Here is a 23,986-nt window from a genome sequence, read left to right on the forward strand (position 1 = left end):
CGACCACATGACCGCCTTCCTGAACCGCCGTGACCTGCTGGCCCTGGCCGCCGCCGCGGCCGTGACGCCCGCCTTCGCCGCCGACAACAAGGTGCTGCGCATCGGCTACCAGAAGTTCAACACGCTCAACATCCTGAAAGGTGCGGGCAAGCTCGAGGAGGCGTTGAAGCCCCAGGGCTGGACCGTGCAGTGGTTCGAGTTCGCCACCGGCCCCGTGCTGTTCGAGGCCCTGAACGCTGGCTCGATCGACTTCGGCCACGCGGCCGACACGCCCACCGTGTTCGCGCAGGCCGCCGGCGTCAACTCGGTCTACCTCGCGGCCGAACAGCCGTACCCGCAGGGCATCGCGATCCTCGTGCCGAAGGACTCGCCGGTGAAGGCCATCGCCGACCTGAAGGGGAGGAAGGTCGCCGTGGGCCGCGGGTGGAACGTGCAGTACCTGCTCGTGCGCGCGCTGGAAGACGCCGGCCTGAGCTTCGACGACATCCAGCCCGCGTGGGTCAACAACGCGGCGGATGCCCGCACCGCGTTCGAGTCCGGCAAGGTGGACGCGGTGGGCCTGTGGGACCCGTTCCTCGCGGGCGCCCAGCTCGCGGGCAATCCGCGGGTGCTGCGCAACGGCGAGGGGCTGTCGAACAACCGCACCTTCTACATCTCGACGCCGCAGTTCGCGGGCGCGAACCCGCAGGTGCTTCGCACGGTGTTCGCCGAGCTGAAGAAGACGAACGAGTGGGCCGACGGCCACCCGCAGCAGCTCGCCGACCAGCTCGCGCCGCAGCTCGGCGTGCCGAGCCCCGTGCTCAAGCTCGCGACCGACCGCCGCCGCTACACCGCCGTGCCGGTGGACGCGGGCATCGTCGCCGAACAGCAGCGCATCGCCGACACCTTCTTCAAACTCAACCTGATCAAGCGGCAGATCGCGGTCAAGGACGCGGTGTTCAAGGAGGTGCTGCTGTGAAGCGCGTGCTGGGGGGCGTGGTGCTGGCCGCGTCGGCGCTCGCGGCACACGCACAGGACACCGTGCGCCTCGCCGTCACCGCGGGCCCGCACGCGCAGATCGCGGAGGCGGCGCGCACCGTTGCGGCCCGCGACGGCCTCGTGCTGCAGATCGTCGAGTTCCAGGACTACATCCAGCCGAACGCGGCGTTGGACGCGGGGGATGTGCAGGCCAACAGCTACCAGCATCGCCCGTTCCTGCAGAGCCAGATCCAGGCCCGCGGCTACAAGATCACCGCGGTGGGCGACACTGTCACCTTCCCGATGGGCTTCTACTCGAAGAAGGTGAAGTCGCTCGACGCGCTGGCGAAGGGCGCGAAGGTCGGCATCCAGAACGACCCGTCCAACAGCGGGCGGGCGCTGGCCCTGCTGCAGAAGTACGGGGCGATCAAGCTCAAGCCGGGCGCGGGCATCTCGGCCACCCTGGCCGACATCGCCGAGAACCCGAAGGGGCTGCAGATCGTGCCGCTGGAGGCTGCTCAGCTGCCCCGTTCCCTCGACGACCTCGACGCCGCCGCGATCAACACGAACTATGCGGTCCAGGCGAACCTCGTGCCCACGCGGGACGCCATCGCCATCGAGGATGCCAAGGGCCCCTACGCCAACCTGCTGGCGGTGCGCACCGTCGACAAGGACAAGCCGTGGGTCGCGAAGCTGGTCAAGGCGTTCCAGTCGCCGGAGGTGAGGAAGCTGGTCGAGTCGAGCTTCGGCGGGTCGCTGGTGCCGGCGTTCTGAAAAAGCTGCGTCATCCCGGCGGAGGCCGGGACCCCGTGCGTGCGTTCACGCAATGGCGCGCGAGGTGACCACTCAGGGTCCCGGCCTTCGCCGGGATGACGAGTGTTTTGGGAGCTCTACTTCACCCAGGTATTGAGTTGGATGATCGGCAGCAACACGGCCAGCACGATCACCATCACCACGGCCCCCATCACCACCATCAGCAACGGCTCCAGAATGGTCGCCATCTGCATCGACCGCCGCTGCACTTCCTGCCCCAGCTGGCCTGCGGCGCGGTCGAGCATCTCGGGCAGCTTGCCGGTCTGTTCGCCGAGCCGCGCGAACATGGCCAGCAGCCCGGGGAAGCGTTTCTTGCCGGCCAGGGCCGACGCGAGCGGTGCGCCTTCGCGCACCTGCACCAGCGCATCGAGCGCGTCGGCCCGCATCGCGCGGTTCGACAGCGTCTCGGCGGCGGCCTGCAGGGCCTTCAGGATGGGCACGCCGGCGCCGGCCAGCATCGCGAGGGTGCCGGCGAAGCGGGCAGCGTTGTAGCCGCGGGCGAGGCGTCCGAACAGGGGCAGGTTCAGCAGCCCGGCGTCGAACTGCACGCGGAAGACCTCGTTGCGCAGCGCGAGCCGCAGCAGCGAGAACGCACCCACCAGGCCGAGCGCCAGCAGCCAGCCGTAGCCGCGCAGAAAGGCGCTCACGGCGAGCATCGCGGACGTCAGGAACGGCAGCGCGCGCTTGGAGTTCACGAACACCGAGGCGACCTGCGGCACGACGTACGTGACGAGGAAGATCACGATGACCACGGCGATGACGGACACGATCGCGGGGTACAGCGTGGCGCCCATCAGCTTGCCGCGCAGCGCCTGGCGTTCTTCCAGGTCGTCGGCCATGCGCTCGAGCACGCGGCCGAGCGCGCCGCTCTGTTCGCCGGCGGCGACGACCGCGCGGTACACGTCGTCGAACTCGCGCGGCGCGCTGGACAGCGCCCGGGCGAACGGCGAGCCGGAGTTCACCTCGCTGCGCAGGTGTGCCACCAGTTCGCGCTGACGCGGGTCCTCCGCCTCCTCGCTGAGCAGCGTGAGCGCCCGTTCGAGCGGCAGCCCCGAGCCGACGAGGCCGGCGAGCTGGCGGGTCCACACGGCCAGCGCCGTGGACGTGAACACCTTGCGGCGCATCGCCATGAAGTTGCCGGCGGGCTGCGTGCCCGCGCTCACCACCTGCTGCACGTCGAGCGGCACGAGCGACTGCGCGCGCAGCTGGGCGCGGGCGGCCTTGAGGTTGTCGGCCTCGAGCAGGCCGGTGGTGGACTTGCCGGCGCCGTCGAGCGCCTCGAACTTGTACGCGGGCATCGGGCTCTGGCCTTACTCTCGGGTGACCCGCATCACTTCTTCCGGCGAGGTGATGCCTTCGGCGACGAGTCGGTCGCCGTCCTCGCGCATCGAGTGCATGCCGCCCAGGCGGGCGGTGGCGATGATCTCGGGTTCGGGGGCGCGGTTGTGGATGAGGCCGCGCACGCGTTCGTCGGCCACCATCAGCTCGTACACGCCGGTGCGGCCCTTGTAGCCGCTGTGGCCGCATTCGGCGCAGCCCACCGGGTGCCACTGGCCCTTGCCGTCCTGGATCTTGCAGTGCGGGCACAGCTTGCGCACGAGGCGCTGCGCCAGCACGCCCAGCAGGCTCGAGCTGAGCAGGAACGGCTCGATGCCCATGTCGGTCAGCCGCGTGACGGCGCTGGGCGCGTCGTTCGTGTGCAGCGTGGCCAGCACCAAGTGGCCCGTGAGGGATGCCTGCACGGCGATCTGCGCGGTCTCGAAGTCGCGGATTTCACCGATCATGATGACGTCCGGGTCCTGGCGCAGGATGGCGCGCAGGGCCTTCGCGAACGTGAGGTCGATCTTCGAGTTGACCTGCGTCTGGCCGATGCCGGCGAGTTCGTATTCGACCGGGTCTTCCACGGTCAGCACGTTGGTGGTGGACGTGTCGATGCCCGCGAGCGACGCGTACAGCGTGGTGGTCTTGCCGGAGCCCGTGGGGCCGGTGACGAGCACGATGCCGTGCGGCTGCTGGATCAGGTTGTCGAAGCGGGACAGCGTGGCGCCGCCCATGCCCAGGCCCTCGAGCGTGAACTTCGATTCGCCCTTGTCGAGCAGGCGCAGCACGGCGCGTTCGCCGTGCGAGGACGCGAGCGTGGACACCCGCACGTCGACCGCGCGGCCGCCGATGCGCAGCGAGATGCGGCCGTCCTGCGGGAGGCGCTTCTCCGAGATGTCGAGCTCGGCCATGATCTTCAGGCGCGAGATCAGCGCGGCGTGCAGCGCCTTGTTGGGCTGCACCACCTCGCGCAGCGTGCCGTCGACGCGGAAGCGCACCGAGCTCGAGCGCTCGTACGGTTCGATGTGGATGTCGCTCGCGCCGTCCTTCGCGGCCTGCGTCAGCAGCGCGTTGAGCATGCGGATGATCGGCGCGTCGTTGGCGGCCTCCAGCAGGTCCTCCACGGCGGGCAGGTCCTGCATCATGCGGCTCAGGTCCACGCGGCTCTCGACCTCGCCGATCACGGTGGCCGCGCTCGACTCACCGCCGGCGTACGCGGCCGCGATGCGGTTGGTCAGCGTGTCGGCCGATTCGTGCGTCAGCGTGTCGACGGAGTACAGGCGCAGCACCTCGCCGAGCGCGGACAGCGACACGTTCTCGGGCGCCCACAGCATCAGGCGCTCGCCGTCGTCCTCGAGCAGCAGCGTGTGCGCCTTCGCGTAGGCGTAGGGCAGGGGGTGGCGGGCTCCCATGGCGCGGGCCTCAGTTCGACGGCGTGGAGGCCGGTGCCGAGGGCGGAACCACCGGCGGGTTGCTCGGCGGCAGCGTGGACGGATCGCGCGGGGCCGGTTGCGTACGCTCGCTCAGCGGTGCGGGGATGGTCGGGGCGATCCGGCCCGGTGCGGGCGCGTTGAACGGCGGCAGCACCGGCGTCTGGTAGGACGGCGATTCCATGCCCTGCTGCACGGCGCGAATGGCGTCGTAGCGGTCGATGGACAGCGCGCTGGCGGCGACCTGGTCGCGCATCACCACCGGGCGTAGGAACACAAGCAGGTTGCTCTTCACGCGCTTGCGGTTGTCGGCGCGGAAGAGCGCGCCGATGTAGGGGATGTCACCCAGCAGCGGCACTTTGTCGATGTTGCCGGTGTACTCGTCCTTCATGAGGCCGCCCAGCACCATGATCTGGCCGTCGTCGACCACGACGTTGGTTTCGACCGCGCTCTTGTCGGTGGTGGGCCCGGAGAGGGTCGACGTGCTGACCACGCTCGAGTTCTCTTGATAGATCACCATGCGCACGGTGCCGTTCTCGCCGATCTGCGGCTTCACGCGCAACGTGAGGCCCACGTCCTTGCGCTCGATGGTCTGGAACGGGCTTGCCGTGCCGGCACCCGTGGTGAGCGAACTTCCGGTGACGAACGGCACGTTCTGGCCGATGACGATCTTCGCTTCCTCATTGTCGAGCGTCACGAGGTTCGGTGTCGACAGGATGTTGGCGTCGCCGGTGGACTCGAGGAACGTGGCCAGGGCGCCGATGGTGTAGAGGCTGCCGAACTTGCGCAGCACGCCGAAGTTGAAGCCCTGCGACACCGCCCCGGCGAGTTCGCCCAGTGCGGCCGTGCCGCCATTGATGGCCGCCGTGCCGGAGATGATGCTGGGCCCGGGGGTCTGGAAATTCGTGCCGTAGCCGTACAGCGTGCTGTCGCCGCTCTTGCCGATGGTGCTTTGCCACTGCACGCCGATGTCACGGGTCTTGTTGGCATCGATCTTGACGATCATCGATTCGATGTAGACCTGCGCGCGGCGCGAGTCGAGCTGGTCGATGACGGCGCGCAGCTGCCGGTAGAGCGGTTCGGGCGCGGTGATGATCAGCGCGTTGGTGGCGGGGTCGGCCTGGATGAAGCCGCCGGTGTTGACCGCGGCGGCGGAGTTCACCGGAGCGGTGGACTGGGCCGACGCGCCGTTCTGCGAGTTGCCGCTGTTCATCGCGGCGTTCGGGTTGCTCTGCGAGGTGGATGCGGGGGCCGCGCCGCCGCCGCCGGCCGCGCCGCCCTGGCCGGTGGTCTGCCCCGCGGCGTGGGCCGCGCGCAGCACGGTGGCCAGGCGCGTGGCGTCGGCGTTCTTCAGGTACACGACGTAGATGTTGCCGGCCGGGGAGTTCGAGTCCTGCGGCCGGTCGAGCTTCTCGACGATGGAGCGGATCTGCGCCATGCGCGCGGGGTTCGGCGCCTTCACGATCAGCGAGTTGGTGCGCGAGTCCGCGACGATGGCGGGCGCGGACGAGCCGCCCGGCACGGCGGCGGCCGGGGCGCCGGGCTGCCCGCTGGCGGACGCGTCGGCGAGCTTCTGGATCGTGGGCAGCAGGTCGACCGCGACGAGGTGCTTGAGCGGGATGATCTCGACGTCGCTGGCCCCGGCCGTGTCCATCGCCGCGATGATCTTCGCGATGCGCGACAGGTTGTCGGCGTAGTCGGTGATGATCAGCGTGTTGTTGCCGGGGTTGGCGTTGATGGTGTTGTTCGGGCTGATCAGCGGGCGCAGCACCGGCACGAGGTTGTTCGCGTTCTCGTGGTTGATCTTGAAGATCTGCGTGATGATCTGGTCACCGCGGCGCGACACGCCACCCACCGACACCGTGCCCGACTGCAGCTTCGCGTCGGCCTCGGGCACGACCTTGTAGAGCCCGCCCGACTCCACCACCGTGAAGCCCTGGCCGCGCAGCGCGGCGAGGAAGTTCAGGTAGGCCTCGCGCGTGGTGAGGGGCTCCTCGCTGTAGAGGGTGATCTGGCCCTTCACGCGGGGGTCGACGATGAACTGCTGCTTGAGCATCGCGCCGATGGCCCGCGCCACGCCTTCGATCTCGGCGTTGACGAAGTTCAGCGTGACCTGCTGCTCCGCCGCACGCGTGCGCTTCGCGGGCGTCTGCGCGAACACGAGGGGCGCGGGCAGCGACGTGGCGATCATCGCGGCCGCCACGGCCGAGGTCAGCGGGCGCCGGGGCAGCGAGAGGAGAGGGCGCTTGTTCATGGCTTATCCGATCGAGATGACGGACCGGGCGCCGCTGCGCCGTCCGATGATATTGAGCAGGTTGGACAGGGCGGCGGCCTCGTTTTCGGTGGCCGTGGCTTCACCGCGGAAGCGCAGGCCGTTGGCCGACCAGGTGCCCGATCCCGAGAGCTTGAGTGCGCCCTCCGTGGTGACGAGGGTGACCTGCGACGGTTCCCCCGGACGGCTCGCGTTGCCGTTGATGCTGAAGCGGTAGCTGCCGAGCGTGTCGAGCGTGGTCAGGCGAGACGACGCCTGCAGCACTTCCACGTCGAGGGCGCCGTCGAAGATCACGCGGCCCTGCACCCATTCCACGGTGAGGCCGGGCGACAGCACGCGCATGCGGCCACCCAGCTGCAGCGTGTTGAAGGGCGTGCCCAGGCCGCTCAGCAGCGCGCTGGGCCACTGGCCCACCCAGCCCGGCGGCGGCACGAGCGTGGCGGACATGCGGCCGAAGCCCGGCTTGAGCCGCATGGTGACGGTGTCGTTGAGGCAGCAGTCGTGGCGCGCCTTGAGGGACAGCGCGGTGCCGGCGAGGCCCAGCGTCCATTCGAAGCGGCCGGGCAGGGCGGTGGCGTCGCGGCTGCCGGGGCCACCGGTGAGCACCACCACGGCGCTGCCGGACCAGAGGGTGCCGCGGGCGTCGGACAGCAGCACGCGCTGCGACGTGCCGGAGGCCACCATGCGGGCCAGCCATTCGGCGGGCGCGAAGACCACGAGGGCGGTGAACACGCCCACCACGACGCCGGCGATGGCCCAGCGCGAGGCGGCGCTGCGCGAGCGTTCCCACGCGGTCTCGGCGAGGGTGGAGTCGCCCCATCCGGTGGGGGCCATGCTGTTGACGAAGCGGCGCCCGCGGATGCGGCGCACGACCAGTTTGCGGGCCATCAGACGCCCCCTCCGAGGGCCACGATCACGGTACCGGTGTAGCCGGTGGGACCCCGGCTCAATTGGGTTTCGACGGGACGCACGCGGGCGCCGCTGCGCACCTCGCCGAGCCAGGCGCGCAGCTGCTCGCCGGTGACACCGGTGAGCGTGAGCGTGGCGCGGTCGCCTTGCACGGCGATGCGGGCCTTCTCGGCGCCGAGGCGGTCGGTGGCGGCCTTGAGGGCTTCCTGCTGCTGCGACTGGCCGACGGCGGCCACGGCGCGCAGCTCGCGCGTTTCCGCGGCGAGGCGCTGCATGGCCTGCAGCTGCACGTCGAGGGCGTCGATCTGCTTCGGGGCCTGCTGCAACGTGCGCCAGGCCGGCTGGATGGCGATGGCCCACACGATCCAGACGCCGATCAGCGTGGCGGCGGCGATGACCGCGAGGCGCTCGCGTTCGGCCAGCGCCTTCCAGCGTTCGGCGGCGTGTTTCTGCGCCTCGACGAGGGCCGGCGGCAGCGCGCGTTTCGGTGCGGTGCTCATTGCAGGCCTCCGACGGGGGCACGGCTCAGCGTGAGCGTGCCGTTCGTGATTTCGACGGCCCAGCCGCTCGGGCGCAGCTGGTTGACGAACTGGGTGATCTGGTCCGGGTTCCAGCCCTGGGCGGAGAGCGTGAGGCGGCCCGGTTCGTACTTGAGGTTCTCGACCGGCGGGCGGTCGGGCGGCCACGCGGACGCGGCGGCGGCCAGCATGGGTTCGAGGTCGGTTTCACCGGGGCGGCCGGCGGCGGCGCGCAGCGTGTCGGTCTCGCGGCGCATCTGCGCGGGGGCGTCGAGGATGCCGCCCTGCAGCTGCGGATGGGCCGTGCGCAGCACCTGCTCCATCGCGACCTTCTTCTGCTGGATCGCGCTGCGCTGCAGCGACGCCCACAGGTTCAGGCCGATGACCTGCACCGCGACGAGGGCGATGAGCCCGTACCGCAGCGGACGCCAGTCGGGGCGCAGGAACTGCCGCCAGACGTCGCGCACCGCGCGGGAACCCCGGTTCTTGCGGGCCAGCAGGAACTGGCGCAGGTTCCAGAGCGACCGGGCCGACAGCAGCAGGCGCTGGGCCTCGGGCATCACGACCGGCGGCGAGCCCAGCCATTTCTCCGCCGCGGCGGCGGCGGACGGCGTGGCGCTGAAGCGGGCGTTCTCGGGCAGCGGCGACGGCAGCAGCGCGCGGCCGAGGGTGCCCTTGAGGTTGACCACGATGACGCCGTCGGGGTGCGCCCAGCTGAGCGAGAGGGACTGTGCCGAAGTGTCGTCGCCCGCGGGGGCTTCGCCGGAGGTCTCGAAGAAGTGGCCGGTGGGCGGATCGTCGGGCCACGACGAGGGCACGACGCGGTCGACGAAGACCTGCGATTTCTCGAGGAACGCGAGTTCGCCGGCGAGCCACGCACGGTCGGTGGCGGCCACCCACGTGGGCTGCCCGGCGCTCGCCATGGGCGCGACGGCCAGGTGGACGGACTCGGGCTCTTCCAGCAGCGCGTCTTCCAGCACACCCACGAGTGCGGCCTGCAGCCGCGCGGCCGGCGCCTTGGGCAGCGTGATGCGGTGCCAGCTCACGTCGGTGTCGGCGAGCACGGCCACGACGGTGGAGGCCTTCGGCAACTGCTTCGCAGGGCACTGCCCCTGGCCGCTCAGCAGCAGGCCGTCAGGACTCAGGGCGTAGCGGTACTCGGTAGCGCTGCGCGCTTCCGGGTCGGCCGCGTCCGCGGTGTGGCCTTGGAGGCGCAGCCGGGGCGGGATCTGGACGACAAGAGTGCTCATGAGGGCAACAGGGAATTTGCGGCATTGTAGGCACCGATCATGGCGATTCCATGCCGAATCAACGGCTTACGGACGATTTCTCCAGTGATCGTTGCGCGGGGCAGTCTGCTCATCCGGGATCACTCGAATTGACCCATTCGGAAGAAAGGATCTCGACTTTCGGCGGGGCACCCGACTGGCGGCGGAGCAGCGAACGCTGCTCCAGCACCTGGCTCTCGAGGCGCAGGCGACCGTTGACCACGAAATAGCTGCTCTGCCAGGCCACCTGTGGCAGCGGTGCCGCGCCCTGGGCGGGTGTGGTGGCGGGCAGGTACTTGGTGTGCGGGTTGTCGGCGCTGAAGGCGTTGCTCTTGCGGGCCTGCACCAGCGTCTCGGCCGTGGCCAGGTTGAGGTTCAGCGCGGCGGCAATCACTTCGCGCGACGCGGTGTTGACGTTGACCGGGATCTCCTTGCGGGTGTCGTCCGGGTCGCGGATCAGGATGACGTAGGGCGCCAGGGCCTTGATGGTGTTGGCGTCGAGGCCGAACCACTGGAGCTGGTCGAGGCGCTGCGGCATCAGCGGCCGGCTGGCCGAGTTCGTGGTGAACGGCGGCGTGGCCTCGAGCAGTCCCTGCACGATGGTCTGCGGCACCGTGGGGTTGAGGTTGAGCAGCGCGCACAGGCGCTTGAAGGCCTCGACCTGGGCCACGCGCGGCTGCGCGCCGACGCTGGCGGTGCCGGGGTTCCCGCTGCCGCCGCTGCCGCTGCCCGCGGCCGCGCCACCGGTTCCACCCGTGCTGCTCTGTATTCCGCCCGCCTGGACCAGGCCCAGCAGGTTGAACTTCGCCTGGGCGTCCTCGATGTGGCCGGACAGGAACGCCTCCGGCGCGTCGTCGGTGTTCTCCTTGTCCGCGGCGAGGAACGTGGAGATGCGGGCTTCGGCCAGCGGCGCGGCCCAGGCTTCGCCGAGGTTGTCGGACGCCTTGCCCTTGTTGCCGCGGTCGGCGCGGATGTCGCCACGCAGGATGTCGCGGGTCCAGCCCATCGCGCCGCCGAGCATCCACGCCGACTGCTGGCGGCTGCGTTCGGCGGTCTCGATCTGCACCGCGCGCCACTGTTGCCACACCATCGACACCGCGAGGGTGGACACCACGGTGACGATGATCAGGGCCATCAGCAGCGCGGCGCCGCGCTGGCGGGGGGGAACGGCAGGTCTCGTCATGTGGCGTCCAGCGCGATGTCGCGGGTGATGGTGCCGGTGAGGCCGCTGCTGCCGTCGAAGGTCAGCACGATGCGCACGGCGACGGGCAGCTGCGTGACCGGGTTGCCGGTGCCGGCGCCGCCGGCGGTCTGGCCGCTGCTGGTGCTCGACTGCGCGTTGGACCAGGTCTGCGCGCCGGGGGCCACGTAGTACACCTGCCAGTCGGTGAGGCCGGAGACGGTCTTGAGCTGCCCTGCCTCGTTGCCCATCAGCTGCTGGCTCGAGTTCCATGCGTCGACCAGGCCCTGCACGGTGGTGCTGGCCGGGCTGGCCCATCGGAACCATGCACCTTCGCGGCGCGCCCACACGACGACCTGCAGGCCGCGGTCGGTGCGCCGGGTCATGAAGGCGCGCGCGCCGTCGAAGCGCAGGGCGGGGATGTTGGTCTCGGCCTCGGTGTTCTGGATGGCGCCGAGGTCCTGTTCCCATTGCGCGATCACCGTGCTCGCGCGCAGCACCTGGTCGACCTTGCCCTGCGTGACGTCGCGGGCGCGCACGATGCCATCGACGCCCTGCCACGACATCACCGCGACGATGGCCATGATGGACATGGCGATCAGCACCTCGACGAGCGTGAAGCCGCGGGCGGGAAGGGAGCGGCGCGCCATCAGTTCCTCCCGAGCACGGTGGACAGGGTCAGCATGGGTTCGCCGGCCTCGTTGAATACTTGCGCGTCGGCGCGGCGGAACGACGGGTTGAGCGTGGGACGCACGATCAGCTTGCCGGTGAAGTTCAGGCCGAACTGCTCGCACGTGAAGTCGGAGTCGCCGACGGCCGGGTAGTTCTGCGTGACCTTCTGCCACACGAACTGGTTCTCGGCACACCACTGGGCCGCCGTCACGTCCTGCAGGCGCTGGGCGTTCATGGTCAGCGCGCCGGCAGCCTTGATGCCGGCGCCGATCGCGATGGCGACGACGGTCAGGGCCACGAGCACCTCGACCAGCGTGAAGCCGCGCGCGGGGCGGTGTGTCATTGGGGCGTCTCCTCGGCCACCACCGTGAAGGGGGACAGGCCGTCGGTGGCGAGCGTGAGGCGCTGGTCGTTGAGGCGCAGCACCAGCCGCTGGCGGCCGATGATGGGCTCGGGGCCCAGCATCAGCGCGGGCTGGCCGACGATCTCGGCGGAGACGCCTTCGCCGAGCCAGCGCCTCGGCAGTTCGTTGCCGGGCGTGAGGCCCACGAAGCGGAAGCCTTCGGTGTCCGGCGAGACCGGGCGCGGCTCCCAGCGCACGGCGATGCCGGTGGCACGCGACTGCGCCCGCGCGGCCTCGAGCAGCGAGGCGAGGCGGGCGGCTTCGTTCTCGAGCTGGGTGCTGGAGGGGTCGCGGATCGCGAAGGTGGCGAGGCTGGAGGCGACCGCGATCAACACCACCACGAGCATCAGCTCGATCAGCGTGAAGCCGCGGGCACCGGACCTCAAGTTATTGCCAGGAACCGACTTCGGCGTCGTTGCCCTCGCCACCGATCTGGCCGTCGGCTCCGAAGCTGTAGACATCGATCTCGCCTTTCACGCCCGGGTTGGCGTACTGGTACGGGTGGTCCCACGGGTCGTTCGGGAGCTTGTCGAGGTAGGGCTTCCAGTTCGGCGGGATGACGCCGGTGGTGGGCTTGGCGACCAGCGCACGCAGGCCCTGTTCGCTCGACGGGTAGCGCTGGTTGTCGAGCTTGTAGAGCTTCAGGGCCTGCACGAGGTTGTTGACGTCGGTGCGGGCGGCGGTGACCCGCGCGCCGGCGGCACGGTCGAGCACGTTGGGCACGATCAGCGCGCCGAGCACGCCGATGATCACGAGCACCACCATCAGCTCGATCAGCGTGAAGCCGCGCGTGGTGCGCGGTGCGGAACGTCGTGAAGCCAGGGACAGGGATTTCATGGTCATCGAATATGTGTCTGCGGATTCGGGCAATGAATGATAATTCTCCCATGCTTGCAAGACTGTCAGCTTTCGTAGTGTGGGCCCTTGTCGCCGGCGCCATCGTGTTCTGGGGCTTGAGGCTGTTCGTGTCGCCCACTCCGGCCCCCGCCAACGCCGTGGCCGTGGTCGACGTCGCGGCTGCGGGCGGTGACCTGTCGCGGCTCTTCGGCGTCACGCAGGTGGCCGTCCCCGATGCCCCGCCGCCCGAAAGCACGCGCTTCCGGCTGCTGGGCGTTCTGGCCGCGCGTGACTCCGGGAATCCGGGCGCCCCGGGCGTCGCCCTGGTGTCGGTCGACGGCAAGCCGCCGCGTCCCTACCGTGCCGGCGCCCGCGTCGAGGACCGCCTCTTCCTGAAGGCCGTGAGCCTGCGCACCGCATCCTTCGGTCCTGACCAGGGGCCGGTGTCGTTCACGCTCGAGGTGCCCCGCATGCCGGAGCCGGCCACGGGCACGCTGACCCCGGTCGATGCCTCGCAACTGCAGATCGCACCGCCGCCTGTGCCGCAGCAGGCGCCGCAGATGCCGCCGCAGCAGCAGCCCGCCCAGCCCATGCCGGGCGATGCTCAGAACCCGAACGCAGGCCCCATGGGCGGTCCGCCGCCGGACAACCAGACGCCGCCCATGCAGCGCGGCGGTCCGGCGCCCGCGCTCGGCGGCGCGAACGGGTCGGGCCGGCAGTAGCCGCTCGAACGCCGGCCCTCAGCCGAAGCGGCTGGACCGGCCCCCGCCGTTCATCTCCGCGGGCAGCGACGGCCCCGGGTCTTCCCCTTCCGCCACTTCGGTGAGCAGCGCCGCGGCGCTGCGCACGAGCGGGTAGGCGAGCGTGGCGCCGGTGCCGTCGGTGCTTTCCATGCCCAGTTCGAGCAGGGCCATGGCCTGGAACAGCGACAGCGCCTGCGTGAGGCCCGGGTGGCTGTGGCTGCGGCAGAACACGCAGTAGTCGGTCACGGTGGGGGCGATGCGCGACGCCACCATCAGCGCGGCGCAGGCGGGCATGCCGTCGATCATGATCAGGTGCCGCTTGCTCGCGGCCACGAGCATCACGCCCACCATCATCGCGATCTCGAAGCCGCCGACGGCAGCGAGCACCTCGACCGCGTCGTTCAGCTGGCCGTGGCGGCCCTGGGCGGTCTGCATCACCATCATCAGCAGCGATTCGGCCTCGGACGGCATGCCGGGGCCGGGCAGCACGAGCTCGCGCACCGGGTCGCCGGACAGGCCCGACATGACGAGCGCCGCGCTTTCATGGGCGCCGATGCCCACGCCCGCGCACGCGAGCACGTTGCCCGGCAGCGCGTCGGCGATCTCCATGCCGGCGCGGATGGCCGCGTGGGCCTGTTCGAGCGACATGGCGTTGGCCACGCGCAGGTTGCGCGTGCCGTGGGCGATCTTGCGCGCCATCAGGCGCGGGTGGGGCAGCACGGACTCGGCGACGCCGCAGTCGACGACGTTCAGGCCCATGCCCTGGATGCGGGCGAACACCGAGACCGGCAGTTGCGACGTCAGCAGGCTCTGCACGAGCGCCGCGGTGGACGGCTGGTTCGCGCTGCTGGCGCAGACGCCGTCGACGGCCAGCCCGTGGTCGGACGCGAACACCGCGAGCTGCGGCTGGTCGAAGCGGGGCTTGAGGGTGTTCTGGATCAGCCCGATGCGCACCGCGAGCGGCTCGAGTTCGCCGAGCTTGCCGGTGGTTTCGCTGCGTCGCTTGAGCTTGTCCCGGAGGGCCTGCTCGAGCAGCGAGTTGGTGGTGGGGCTGATCAGCGAACGGTTGGCGGACATGGGCGACGGGGGCAACGGGGCGCAGCGTGATTGTGAGGCCGCGCCGATGACAGCTGCAAATCGGGCGGTCCGTCAGCGAAGAAACAATCGGTACACCGGGTTCTCGGTCTCGTCGACCCACGGGTACGCGAGCGTCTTCAGGAACTCGGTGAACGCCTTGCGGTCCTTGCGCGGCACCTGGATGCCGACCAGCGTGCGGCCGTAGTCGGCACCCTGGTTGCGGTAGTGGAACAGGCTGATGTTCCAGTCGGGGTGCATGTGCGACAGGAAGCGCATCAGCGCGCCCGGGCGCTCGGGGAACACGAAGCGGTAGAGGCGCTCGTCCTTCGCGAGTTCGCTGCGACCGCCCACCATGTGGCGCAGGTGCTGGTGCGCGAGCTCGTCGTCGGTGAGGTCGAGTGCGGCGAAGCCGTGTTTCGCGAACAGGCGCGAGAGCTTGCCCGACTCGTCGCCGCGCGTGGCCAGGCCCACGAACACGTGGGCCGCGCTTTCGTCGGAGATGCGGTAGTTGAACTCGGTGACGCTGCGGTCGCCGATCAGTTCGCAGAGCCGGCGGAAGCTGCCGCGCTCCTCGGGGATCGTGATGGCGAAGAGGGCCTCGCGCTCCTCGCCCACCTCGGCCCGCTCGGCGACGAAGCGCAGGCGGTCGAAGTTCATGTTGGCCCCGCAGGTGATCGCGACGAAGGTCTTGCCCTTGAGCCTGTGCGTCTCGGCGTACTGCTTGATGGCCGCGACACCCAGGGCGCCGGCCGGCTCCACGATGCTGCGGGTGTCCTCGAAGATGTCCTTGATCGCGGCGCAGGCCGCGTCGGTGTCGACGAGCACGAAGTCGTCGACCAGCGAACGCGCGAGGCGGAAGGTCTCCTCGCCCACGAGCTTGACGGCCGTGCCGTCGGAGAAGAGGCCCACGTCGGCGAGTTGCACGCGCTTGCCCGCGGCCACCGAACGTGCCATCGCGTCGGAGTCGGTGGTCTGCACGCCGATCACCTTCGTTTCGGGCCGCACCGACTTGATGTAGGCCGCGACACCCGCGATCAGGCCGCCGCCGCCGATCGCGACGAACACCGCGTCGATGGGGCCGGGGTGCTGGCGCAGGATCTCCAGCGCGACGGTGCCCTGGCCCGCGATCACCTCGGGGTCGTCGAACGGGTGCACGAACGTGAGGCCGCGCTTGCGCTCGAGTTCCAGCGCGTGCTGGTAGGCATCGGAGTAGCTCTCGCCATGCAGCACCACCTCGCCGCCGAGCGCGCGCACGGCGTCGATCTTGAGCTGCGGCGTGGTGACGGGCATCACGATGACGGCGGTGCAGCCGAGCTGCTTCGCACCGAGCGCGACACCCTGCGCGTGGTTGCCCGCGGACGCGCACAGCACGCCGCGCTTGAGCTGCTCGGGGGTGAGCTGCCGCATCTTGTTGTAGGCGCCGCGGAGCTTGAAGCTGTGGACCGGCTGCGTGTCCTCGCGCTTGAGCCACACGTGGTTGCCGATGCGGCGCGAGAGCTTGGCGGCGCGTCCCAGTTCGGTCTCGCGCGCCACGTCGTAGACCTGGGCGTTGAGGATCTTCTGCAGGTAGTCCGGCACGCCGAGGCGCTTCGGCTTGGGCGAAGGGGTCGCGCGGGGCGACTTCGAGGGGCGGGCGGGGCCGGCCATGGGGAACTCCTGCAGCTGCGGTCGAAAGGGGGCGCCGCATGATAAGCGACGGCCTCGGTGGAAGGCGGGGTGCCCCCGGGCAGAAAAAAAGCCCAAGGCATTGCTGCCTTGGGCTGAATCCACCAATGGAGGAGGTGGAGGAGACAAACGGTAGGGTCTGGCACTCGCGCCATAACACCAATGATCATCAGTGTAATACTTGACATGGTGCGTCGCAATAACCCGTTGGAGGGTATTTCGCGCGGAATTTCTCAAGGATCGGGGTGGGCCCGGACACCGGGTCGCGCCCCTCATCGACACAGGACACGAACATGGAATGCACCATCAACTGGCTGGCCGCGAGCGGCATGGGATTCGTCGCGGAGACCGGCAGCGGACACACGCTCGTGATGGACGGCGCCCCCGATGGCGGCGGGCGCAACCTCGCGCCGAGGCCGATGGAGACGGTGCTCGCGGGCACCGGCGGCTGCACGGCCTATGACGTGGTGCTGATCCTCAAGCGCGGCCGCCACGACGTGCGCGGCTGCCAGGTCAAGGTCACGTCCGAACGCGCGCCGGTGGATCCGAAGGTGTTCACGAAGATCCACATGCACTTCACCGTGACCGGCAAGGACCTGCCCGAGGCCGCGGTGCAGCGCGCGATCCAGATGTCCCACGAGAAGTACTGCTCGGCGAGCATCATGCTCGCCAAGACCGCCGAGATCACCACGAGCTTCGACCTCGTCGCGGCCTGAGGCCCGCAGCGGGCGCCGCGAGCCCCTCCGGCTCAGATCCGGTGGGCGGTGGTGGTCATCACCTTCGAGGCCGCGCGCATGAGCCAGCGCACGGGCGCGGGCAGTGCCGCGCCGCCGGCCGCGAGGGCCTGGTCCGCGTGGCGGGCCTCGTCGTCCTTCATGCGGTCGACGATGCGGCGCGACGCAGTGTCGGCGGCCGGCAGGCGATCGAGGTGCGACGCGAGGTGGGCCTCCACCTGGCGCTCGGTCTCCACCACGAACCCGAGGCTGACCTGCGGGCTCACGCGGCCCGCGATCCAGCCGATGCCGAAGGCACCGGCGTACCAGAGCGGGTTGAGCAGGCTCGGCCGGTCGCCCAGCTGATCGAGGCGCTCGCGCGTCCACGCGAGGTGGTCGGTCTCCTCGCGGCCCGCGGCGTCGAAGTGGGCGCGCAGCTGCGGGTCGGTCGCGGTCAGCGCCTGGGCGTTGTAGAGCGCCTGCGCGCACACCTCGCCGACGTGGTTCACGCGCATCAGCGCACCCGAGAGGCGCCGCTCGGCGTCCGTCAGTCCGGGCGGGTCCTCGCCCGCGGCGGGAGAGGCCTGCGAGGCATGGCCCGAGTCGGTCAGCGTGCGCAGCGCGTTGTCCGCGGCGACGAGCCACGCGTCCACCCGGCCGAGCGCCGGACGATCGATTGGGAGGGTTGTCATGACCCCCGAGGATACCCGAGGTGGCCCTCGCGTAAACCCTGATTTTGCGGGCCGTTGCCGGCAAAAAGGTGCGCCAATAGGCGTAAATGCTCGTTGTTGTCCAGCAACAGCGACGTGCACTGAACTTTGCACTCTGGTGCAATAACGCAACTTCCGCTGAGGAGTTCGGCCCGATCGGCTTGTGTGTGCCGAAGCCAGGATCGGGACCTCTTGTTCAAAACTCATGGAGATAGTCGCAATGAAAAAATCCCTTCTCGCTCTGGTGGTCCTCGGCGCATTCGCTGGCACTGCTTCGGCTCAATCGTCGGTCACGATCTTCGGCAAGATCGACCAGGCCCTTGGCAAGCGCATCGGCTCCAAGGACAAGCAAGTCGTCGACACGGCCGGCAGCCGCATCGCCTTCCGTGGTTACGAAGACCTCGGTGGCGGCCTGGGCGCGCTGTTCGCCATCGAACACCGCTTCACGCCCGACACCGGCACCATCGGTCCCGGCGTCCAGCCGAGCGCTGCGTCGTCCACCAAGTTCTGGGAAGGTTTCTCGTTCGTCGGCCTGCGCACGCAGTTCGGCGCGATCACCCTCGGCCGCCAATACACCTCGTCCTTCCTGACCGTGCAGAACAACGTCGACCCGTTCGCGGGTGAGACGGTTGCGGCCCTGCGCGACATCGGCATGGGTCTGCAGACCAGCCTGACGAGCACGCCGATCGCCGTGAACCCCGGCACCATCCGCGTGAGCGACTCCATCAAGTACGCACTGGTCGCCGGCGGCTTCTCGTTCTCGGCCGATTACGCCGAAGCGCCCGCTGGCCAACCGGATCGTCCGTACTCGGTGGCCGGTGCCTACACGGGTGGTCCGTTCTGGGCCGGTATCGCCTACCAGAACCCGGGCAACGCCGATGACAACCTGCTGAACCTGGGCGCGCGCTACACGTTCGGCACCGTCACCCTGTCGGCCGGCTACAGCGACGGCGACACGCAACGTCTGTCGGCTGCCATCGGCCCGCAGAAGGTCAAGGCCTGGCTGGTCGGCGCGAACATCGCCGTCGGCGTGGGCGACATCAAGGTCGGCTACGCCGACCTGAAGGTCGGTTCGATCAAGGCCAACGAACGCTTCGGCCTGGGCTACCACTACAACCTGTCCAAGCGCACCAAGCTCTACATCGACTACGCGCACGACGGCAAGGGCTTCCACGGCGCGTTCTCGGCTCCGGCACTGGCCAACAACCCGGCCATCAGCTCGGACCTGCGCAACGAGAAGGACGGCTACGACATCGGCATCCAGCACAACTTCTGATCTCGCGCTGGCCTCGGGCCAGCCCGGCATCCGTGTGCTTCAGGGCCGCCTTCGGGCGGCCTTTTTCATGGCCGGACGCGGCCACACCGGTGGCCCCCTATCATTGCGCCGATGTTCGGTTTCCTGATTCGACGGCTGATGCAAGGCGCCGCGGTGCTCACCGCCGTCGCCTTCCTGTCGTTCCTGCTGTTCCAGTACGTCGGTGACCCGGTCTCGCAGATGCTCGGGCAGGAGGCGACGGACGCGCAGCGCGCGGCGTTGCGCGCCGACCTCGGGCTCGACCGTCCTTTCCCCGTGCAGTTCGCGCGTTTCGCGGCCAACGCGGTGCAGGGCAACTTCGGGCTCAGCCTGCGTCAGGGGCGGCCCGTCGCCGCGCTGTTCGCCGAACGCCTGCCGGCGACGCTGGAGCTCGCCGGCGTGGCGGCGGTGATCGCGCTGTCGCTCGGGGTGCCGCTCGGTGTGCTGGCGGCACTGCGCCGCGACGCGTGGAGCACCCGTGTGCTGATGGGGCTGTCGTTGCTCGGGGTGTCGCTGCCCACCTTCCTGATCGGTGTGCTGCTGATCTTCGCGTTTTCGGTGCTGCTGCCCTGGCTTCCCAGCTTCGGCCGGGGCGACACCGTGACCGTGGGCCCGTGGACCACCGGGCTGCTGACGGCCGACGGGTGGCGGCACCTGCTGCTGCCGGCCGTCACGCTGGCGATGTTCCAGGTGGCGCTGATCCTGCGGCTCGTGCGCGCGGAGATGCTCGAGGTGCTGCGCGCCGACTTCATCCGCTTCGCCCGTGCGCGCGGCCTGCCCGACCGCACCGTCTACCTCGGCCATGCGCTGCGCAACACGCTGGTGCCGGTCGTGACCGTGGTCGGGCTGCAACTCGGCTCGCTGATCGCCTTTTCCATCGTCACCGAATCGGTGTTCCAGTGGCCGGGCCTCGGCCAGCTGTTCATCCAGGCGGTGACGTTCGCGGACATCCCGGTGATGGCCGGCTACCTGTGCCTCGTCGCGCTGGTGTTCGTGGTCATCAACGCGGTGGTGGACCTGCTCTACGCGCTGATCGACCCCCGGCTGCGCGGCGCCGGAGGCCACGCATGATCGCCATGCGCTGGCGTGCCGCGTGGGATGGCGACGTGGCCTGGGCCCTGCGGCGTTCGCCCGGGTTCCTGCTGTCGTTCGCGCTGCTGGTGCTGCTGGTGGCTGCGGCGCTGCTCGCCGACGTCATCGCGCCGCACCGCCCGTTCGACCTCGCCACCCTCGACCTGCTCGACGCCCGCCTGCCGCCGGCGTGGGCGGCCGAGGGCTCGGCGAAGTACCTCCTCGGCACCGATGGCCAGGGCCGCGACGTGCTGTCGGCGCTGATGTTCGGGCTGCGCATCTCGCTGGCCGTGGGCCTCGTGGCCACCGCGATCTCGCTCGTGATCGGGGTCACCCTCGGGCTCGTCGCAGGGTACCTGGGCGGCTGGGTCGACGCACTGCTGATGCGCGTGTGCGATGTGATGCTGTCGTTTCCGCCCATCCTCGTCGCGTTGCTGATCGACGGCGTGGGCCGGGCGCTGTTGCCGCAGGCCCACGACAGCCTCGCGCTGGCCGTGCTGATCGCCGCCATCGCGCTCACCGGCTGGGTGCCGTACGCGCGCACGGTGCGCGGCTCCACGATGGTCGAGCGCCGCAAGGACTATGTCAGCGCGGCCCGGCTGATCGGTGTGCCGGGCGGGCGCATCATGCGCCGTCACGTGCTGCCCAACGTGATGGGGCCGGTGCTCGTGCTCGCCACGCTGCAGGTGGGCACGGCGATCCTGATCGAGGCCACGCTGTCCTACCTCGGGGTCGGCGTGCCTGCCACGTCACCTTCGCTCGGCACGCTGATCCGCATCGGCAACGAACTGCTGCTGTCGGGCGACTGGTGGATCTCGGTCTTCCCCGGCCTCGTGCTGGTGCTGGCCACCCTGTCGATCAACGGGATGGGGGATGCGCTGCGCGACGCGCTGAACCCGAGGCTGCGATGACAGCGCCGCTGCTCGAGGTGCGCGGCCTGCGCGTGGTGTTCCCCACGCGCCGGGGCGACCTGGTCGCGCTCGACGACGTGTCGTTCGAGATGGCGCCTGGCGAGATCCTCGGCATGGTGGGCGAGTCCGGTGCGGGCAAGTCCGTGACGGGCTCGGCCATCACCGGCCTGCTCGATCCGCCGGGGCACGTGGCGGGCGGCGAGATCCGCTTCGACGGCCAGCGCATCGACCAGCTGACGCAGCGCGCGTGGCAGCCGCTGCGCGGGCGCCACATCGCCACCATCTTCCAGGATCCGCTCACGGCACTGAACCCGCTCTACACCGTGGGCCGGCAGCTGACCGAGACGCTGCGCACGCACTTCCCCATGAGCGCGGCGGCGGCGCGGCGCCGGGCCGCGGAGCTGCTCGCCGAGACGGGCATCCCGGGCGCGGCGTCGCGGCTCGACGACCATCCGCACCAGTTCTCGGGCGGCATGCGCCAGCGCGTCGTGATCGCGCTGGCGCTGGCCGGCGAACCCCGCCTCATCGTCGCGGACGAACCCACCACCGCGCTCGACGTGTCGGTGCAGGCCCAGATCACGGCCTTGCTGCGGCGGCTGAGCCGCGAGCGCGGCCTCGCGGTGATGCTGATCACGCACGACATGGGCGTGGTGGCGGACACCTGCGACCGCGTGGCGGTGATGTACGCGGGCCGCATCGCCGAGATCGGCCCGGTGGATGCGATCGTCGGCCGCCCCGGCCATCCCTACACGTCGGGGCTGATGGGCGCGATCCCGGGTCTGGCCTCCCCGCGCGAGCGGCTCGTGCAGATCGACGGCACGATGCCGCGCCTCACGGCCATCCCCTCGGGCTGCGCGTTCCATCCGCGGTGCCCCCGCGTGTTCGAGCCGTGTGCCGGCCGGCGGCCCGACCTGATGCCGGCGGGGGCGACCCGTGCGGCCTGCTGGCTGCACGAAAGGGGAGGGGCATGAGTTCGCCCGTGGTCGAAGCCGTCGACCTGTCCAAGCAGTTCGCGCTGCCCGACGCGTGGTGGCGGCGCGCCCTCGGGCGGCCGCCGCGGCGCGCGCTGCAGGCCGTGGCCGACGTGTCGTTCTCGATCGAGCGGGGGAAGACTTTCGGCCTCGTCGGCGAGTCCGGGTCCGGCAAGACCACGGTGGGCCGGCTGATGGTGGGCCTGCACGCGCCGAGCGGCGGGGAGGTGCGCATCGGCGGCCGGCCGTTCGCGCCGGCGCTGCGCCGCCAGGTGCAGATGGTGTTCCAGGACCCGTACGCGAGCCTCAACCCGCGCTGGACCGTGCGCGAGATCGTCGGCGAGCCGCTGCGCGAGCAGCAGCGCGGCATGGGCCGCGCGGAGCGCCACGTGCGGGTGGGCGAGCTGCTCGCGGCGGTGGGCCTGTCGGCCGACGACGGGGCGCGGTTCCCGCACCAGTTCTCGGGCGGGCAACGTCAGCGCATCTCGATCGCGCGGGCGCTGGCCACCGATCCGTCGTTCCTCGTGTGCGACGAGCCCACGTCGGCACTCGACGTGTCCGTGCAGGCGCAGGTGCTCAACCTGATGAAGGACCTGCAGCGGGAGCGCGGGGTCGCCTACCTGTTCATCTCGCACAACCTCGCGGTGGTGCGGCACGTGAGCGACGAAGTGGGGGTGATGTACGCCGGCCGGCTGGTCGAGCGGTCACCGGCGGCGGCGATCTTCGCGAGGCCGCGTCATCCGTACACGCGGCTGCTGCTCGAGGCCGTGCCCGGTCGGCGGCGCGACGGCGACGCGCCGCCGCAGGGCGAGATGCCCGACCCGTTCGATCCGCCGGCCGGGTGTGCCTTCCATCCACGTTGCCCGCTGGCCAACGAACGGTGCCGCCTGGAACGGCCGCGGCTGCTGCCGGCGGCCGATGGCGTGCAGGTGGCCTGCCACGCCGTGGCGGAAGGGCGGGACTGATCAGCCCTGCGGAATCAGCCGCTCGGCGGCGAACAGCTCGGCCGGATTCTCGCGTTCGCGGATGAGCCACGCCTGCGAGCCCGACACCAGCACCTCGGCCGCGCGGCCACGGGTGTTGTAGTTGCTGGCCATGCTCATGCCGTAGGCGCCCGCGGACAGGACGGCCACGAAGTCGCCGGAGGCGACGGCCAGGTCGCGGTCGCGTCCGAGCCAGTCGCCCGATTCGCACACCGGGCCCACCACGTCGCAGTGCGTTGCCGGCACGTCGTCGCGCGTCACGCACGGCACGATGCCCATGAAGGCCTCGTACATGGCGGGGCGGGCGAGGTCGTTCATCGCGGCGTCGACGATGCAGAAGTTCTTCTGCTCGCCGGGCTTCAGGTACAGCACCTCGCTGACCAGCACGCCGGCGTTGCCCACGAGCGAGCGGCCCGGCTCGAAGAGCACCTTGCGGTGGCCATGGCCGCGCGCGTCGATGCGGGCCAGCAGTTGCTGGACGAGCGTCTCGGCGGACGGCGGGGTTTCGTCGGTGTAGGTGATGCCGAGCCCGCCACCGAGGTCGAGGTGGTGGACGGGCACACCCGCGGCCTCCACGGCCTCGACCAGGTCGAGCACGCGGTCGAGGGCGTCGAGGTACGGCGTGGTGTCGGTGATCTGGGAGCCGATGTGGCAGTCGATGCCGGCGACTTCGAGGCCGGGCAGGGCGGCCGCGCGCCGGTACGTGGCGAGCGCCCGTTCGTGGGCGATGCCGAACTTGTTGCCCTTCAGGCCCGTGGAGATGTACGGGTGCGTGCCGGCGTCGACGTCCGGGTTCACGCGCAGGCTCACGCGGGCGGTGCGGCCGAGGCCGCTCGCGACGTCGGACAGCAGCTCGAGCTCGGCCTCGCTCTCGACGTTGAAGCACATCACGCCGGCCTCGAGGGCGTGCCGCATCTCGGCGCGCGTCTTGCCGATGCCGGAGAACACGACCTTCGCCGCATCGCCGCCGGCCGCGAGCACGCGGTGCAGCTCGCCCGACGAGACGATGTCGAAGCCGCAGCCGGCCTGCGCGAACACCTGCAGCACGGCCAGGTTCGAGTTCGCCTTCACGGCGTAGCAGACGAGGTGGTCTCGGCCCTTCAGCGCGCGCTGGTAGGCGGACAGCGCGGCCAGCATCGACGCCTTCGAGTAGACGTACAGCGGCGTGCCGAAGCGGCGCGCGAGGTCGGCGACGGCCAGGTCTTCGATGAAGAGCTGGGGGCCGCGGTAGGCGAGGTGCGGGGAGCCGGGAAGGGTCATGGTGGAGGC

General features: G+C 70.4%; 24 protein-coding genes. 9 read left to right on the forward strand and 15 right to left on the reverse strand.

Annotation, left to right across the window (positions count from 1 at the left end):
- Positions 1-7 precede the first annotated feature (7 nt).
- Together A4W93_RS05650 and A4W93_RS05655 are read left to right on the forward strand one after the other, a co-directional pair.
- Entirely contained in the window at positions 8-958 is a 951-nt protein-coding gene (locus tag A4W93_RS05650; protein WP_085749684.1) for a sulfonate ABC transporter substrate-binding protein, read from the forward strand.
- Positions 955-1,731: a MetQ/NlpA family ABC transporter substrate-binding protein gene (locus A4W93_RS05655; protein WP_085749685.1), complete on the forward strand. Its 777-nt coding sequence runs from the start codon at positions 955-957 to the stop codon at positions 1,729-1,731. The genes A4W93_RS05650 and A4W93_RS05655 overlap by 4 nt, the downstream gene beginning before the upstream one ends.
- Positions 1,732-1,847: 116 nt before the next feature.
- Here A4W93_RS05655 and gspF read toward each other — a convergent pair whose 3' ends face one another.
- The 11 genes from gspF to gspG form a co-directional block, all read right to left on the reverse strand.
- Positions 1,848-3,068 carry a type II secretion system inner membrane protein GspF gene (gene gspF, locus A4W93_RS05660; RefSeq protein WP_085749686.1) on the reverse strand — a complete coding sequence of 407 codons (1,221 nt, stop codon included), beginning with the start codon at positions 3,066-3,068 and terminating at the stop codon, positions 1,848-1,850.
- Between the two features lie 12 nt (positions 3,069-3,080).
- Positions 3,081-4,502 carry a type II secretion system ATPase GspE gene (gene gspE / locus A4W93_RS05665; RefSeq protein ID WP_085749687.1) on the reverse strand — a complete coding sequence of 474 codons (1,422 nt, stop codon included), beginning with the start codon at positions 4,500-4,502 and terminating at the stop codon, positions 3,081-3,083.
- A gap of 10 nt (positions 4,503-4,512) precedes the next feature.
- A complete protein-coding gene (gspD, locus tag A4W93_RS05670; RefSeq protein ID WP_085749688.1) occupies positions 4,513-6,774 on the reverse strand; it encodes a type II secretion system secretin GspD in 2,262 nt (753 codons plus the stop codon).
- A gap of 3 nt (positions 6,775-6,777) precedes the next feature.
- Positions 6,778-7,680, reverse strand: a complete 903-nt coding sequence (gene gspN / locus A4W93_RS05675) for a type II secretion system protein N (RefSeq protein WP_085749689.1) — start codon at positions 7,678-7,680, stop codon at positions 6,778-6,780.
- Positions 7,680-8,201 (reverse strand): type II secretion system protein M, encoded by a 522-nt coding sequence (gspM, locus tag A4W93_RS05680; RefSeq protein WP_085749690.1) that lies wholly within the window; start codon positions 8,199-8,201, stop codon positions 7,680-7,682. The genes gspN and gspM overlap by 1 nt, the downstream gene beginning before the upstream one ends.
- On the reverse strand, positions 8,198-9,469 hold the full coding sequence (gene gspL / locus A4W93_RS05685; protein WP_085749691.1) for a type II secretion system protein GspL: 1,272 nt from the start codon (positions 9,467-9,469) through the stop codon (positions 8,198-8,200). The genes gspM and gspL overlap by 4 nt, the downstream gene beginning before the upstream one ends.
- A 109-nt stretch (positions 9,470-9,578) precedes the next feature.
- On the reverse strand, positions 9,579-10,670 hold the full coding sequence (gene gspK, locus A4W93_RS05690) for a type II secretion system minor pseudopilin GspK (protein WP_085749692.1): 1,092 nt from the start codon (positions 10,668-10,670) through the stop codon (positions 9,579-9,581).
- On the reverse strand, positions 10,667-11,317 hold the full coding sequence (locus tag A4W93_RS05695) for a PulJ/GspJ family protein (protein ID WP_085749693.1): 651 nt from the start codon (positions 11,315-11,317) through the stop codon (positions 10,667-10,669). Before A4W93_RS05695 ends, gspK begins: the two co-directional genes overlap by 4 nt.
- Positions 11,317-11,682, reverse strand: a complete 366-nt coding sequence (gene gspI, locus A4W93_RS05700; RefSeq protein WP_085749694.1) for a type II secretion system minor pseudopilin GspI — start codon at positions 11,680-11,682, stop codon at positions 11,317-11,319. Before gspI ends, A4W93_RS05695 begins: the two co-directional genes overlap by 1 nt.
- Positions 11,679-12,128, reverse strand: a complete 450-nt coding sequence (locus tag A4W93_RS05705; protein WP_237357702.1) for a pilus assembly FimT family protein — start codon at positions 12,126-12,128, stop codon at positions 11,679-11,681. The genes gspI and A4W93_RS05705 overlap by 4 nt, the downstream gene beginning before the upstream one ends.
- 1 nt (position 12,129) lies before the next feature.
- The gene (gene gspG, locus A4W93_RS05710) at positions 12,130-12,579 is read right to left on the reverse strand and encodes a type II secretion system major pseudopilin GspG (RefSeq protein ID WP_085754049.1); all 450 of its coding nucleotides are present in this window, start codon (positions 12,577-12,579) and stop codon (positions 12,130-12,132) included.
- A gap of 77 nt (positions 12,580-12,656) precedes the next feature.
- Here gspG and A4W93_RS30180 point away from each other — a divergent pair, with 77 nt between their 5' ends.
- Positions 12,657-13,301, forward strand: a complete 645-nt coding sequence (locus A4W93_RS30180) for a hypothetical protein (protein ID WP_085749696.1) — start codon at positions 12,657-12,659, stop codon at positions 13,299-13,301.
- 18 nt (positions 13,302-13,319) lie between these two features.
- On the opposite strand, the gene A4W93_RS05720 is transcribed toward A4W93_RS30180, so the two are convergent.
- Both A4W93_RS05720 and ilvA read right to left on the reverse strand, forming a co-directional pair.
- Positions 13,320-14,399: a nicotinate-nucleotide--dimethylbenzimidazole phosphoribosyltransferase gene (locus A4W93_RS05720; RefSeq protein ID WP_085749697.1), complete on the reverse strand. Its 1,080-nt coding sequence runs from the start codon at positions 14,397-14,399 to the stop codon at positions 13,320-13,322.
- A 72-nt stretch (positions 14,400-14,471) separates the two neighbouring features.
- On the reverse strand, positions 14,472-16,046 hold the full coding sequence (gene ilvA / locus A4W93_RS05725) for a threonine ammonia-lyase, biosynthetic (RefSeq protein ID WP_085749698.1): 1,575 nt from the start codon (positions 16,044-16,046) through the stop codon (positions 14,472-14,474).
- Between the two features lie 311 nt (positions 16,047-16,357).
- On the opposite strand from ilvA, the gene A4W93_RS05730 reads away from it, so the two are divergent.
- Positions 16,358-16,780 (forward strand): OsmC family protein, encoded by a 423-nt coding sequence (locus A4W93_RS05730; protein WP_085749699.1) that lies wholly within the window; start codon positions 16,358-16,360, stop codon positions 16,778-16,780.
- 32 nt (positions 16,781-16,812) lie between these two features.
- Here A4W93_RS05730 and coq7 read toward each other — a convergent pair whose 3' ends face one another.
- Entirely contained in the window at positions 16,813-17,430 is a 618-nt protein-coding gene (gene coq7, locus A4W93_RS05735; protein ID WP_085749700.1) for a 2-polyprenyl-3-methyl-6-methoxy-1,4-benzoquinone monooxygenase, read from the reverse strand.
- Between the two features lie 277 nt (positions 17,431-17,707).
- Between coq7 and A4W93_RS05740 the strand changes: the two genes are divergently transcribed.
- From A4W93_RS05740 to A4W93_RS05760, 5 genes are all read left to right on the forward strand, one after another.
- Positions 17,708-18,763, forward strand: a complete 1,056-nt coding sequence (locus tag A4W93_RS05740; protein WP_157782116.1) for a porin — start codon at positions 17,708-17,710, stop codon at positions 18,761-18,763.
- Between the two features lie 111 nt (positions 18,764-18,874).
- On the forward strand, positions 18,875-19,852 hold the full coding sequence (locus tag A4W93_RS05745; RefSeq protein ID WP_085749702.1) for an ABC transporter permease: 978 nt from the start codon (positions 18,875-18,877) through the stop codon (positions 19,850-19,852).
- On the forward strand, positions 19,849-20,763 hold the full coding sequence (locus tag A4W93_RS05750; protein ID WP_237357703.1) for an ABC transporter permease: 915 nt from the start codon (positions 19,849-19,851) through the stop codon (positions 20,761-20,763). The genes A4W93_RS05745 and A4W93_RS05750 overlap by 4 nt, the downstream gene beginning before the upstream one ends.
- Entirely contained in the window at positions 20,760-21,734 is a 975-nt protein-coding gene (locus A4W93_RS05755) for an ABC transporter ATP-binding protein (RefSeq protein ID WP_085749703.1), read from the forward strand. The genes A4W93_RS05750 and A4W93_RS05755 overlap by 4 nt, the downstream gene beginning before the upstream one ends.
- Entirely contained in the window at positions 21,731-22,699 is a 969-nt protein-coding gene (locus A4W93_RS05760; protein WP_085749704.1) for an ABC transporter ATP-binding protein, read from the forward strand. The genes A4W93_RS05755 and A4W93_RS05760 overlap by 4 nt, the downstream gene beginning before the upstream one ends.
- On the opposite strand, the gene lysA is transcribed toward A4W93_RS05760, so the two are convergent.
- On the reverse strand, positions 22,700-23,977 hold the full coding sequence (lysA, locus tag A4W93_RS05765; protein ID WP_174694877.1) for a diaminopimelate decarboxylase: 1,278 nt from the start codon (positions 23,975-23,977) through the stop codon (positions 22,700-22,702).
- Positions 23,978-23,986 lie beyond the last annotated feature (9 nt).

The organism is Piscinibacter gummiphilus, from assembly GCF_002116905.1.
In the GTDB taxonomy this organism is placed as follows: domain Bacteria; phylum Pseudomonadota; class Gammaproteobacteria; order Burkholderiales; family Burkholderiaceae_C; genus Rhizobacter; species Rhizobacter gummiphilus.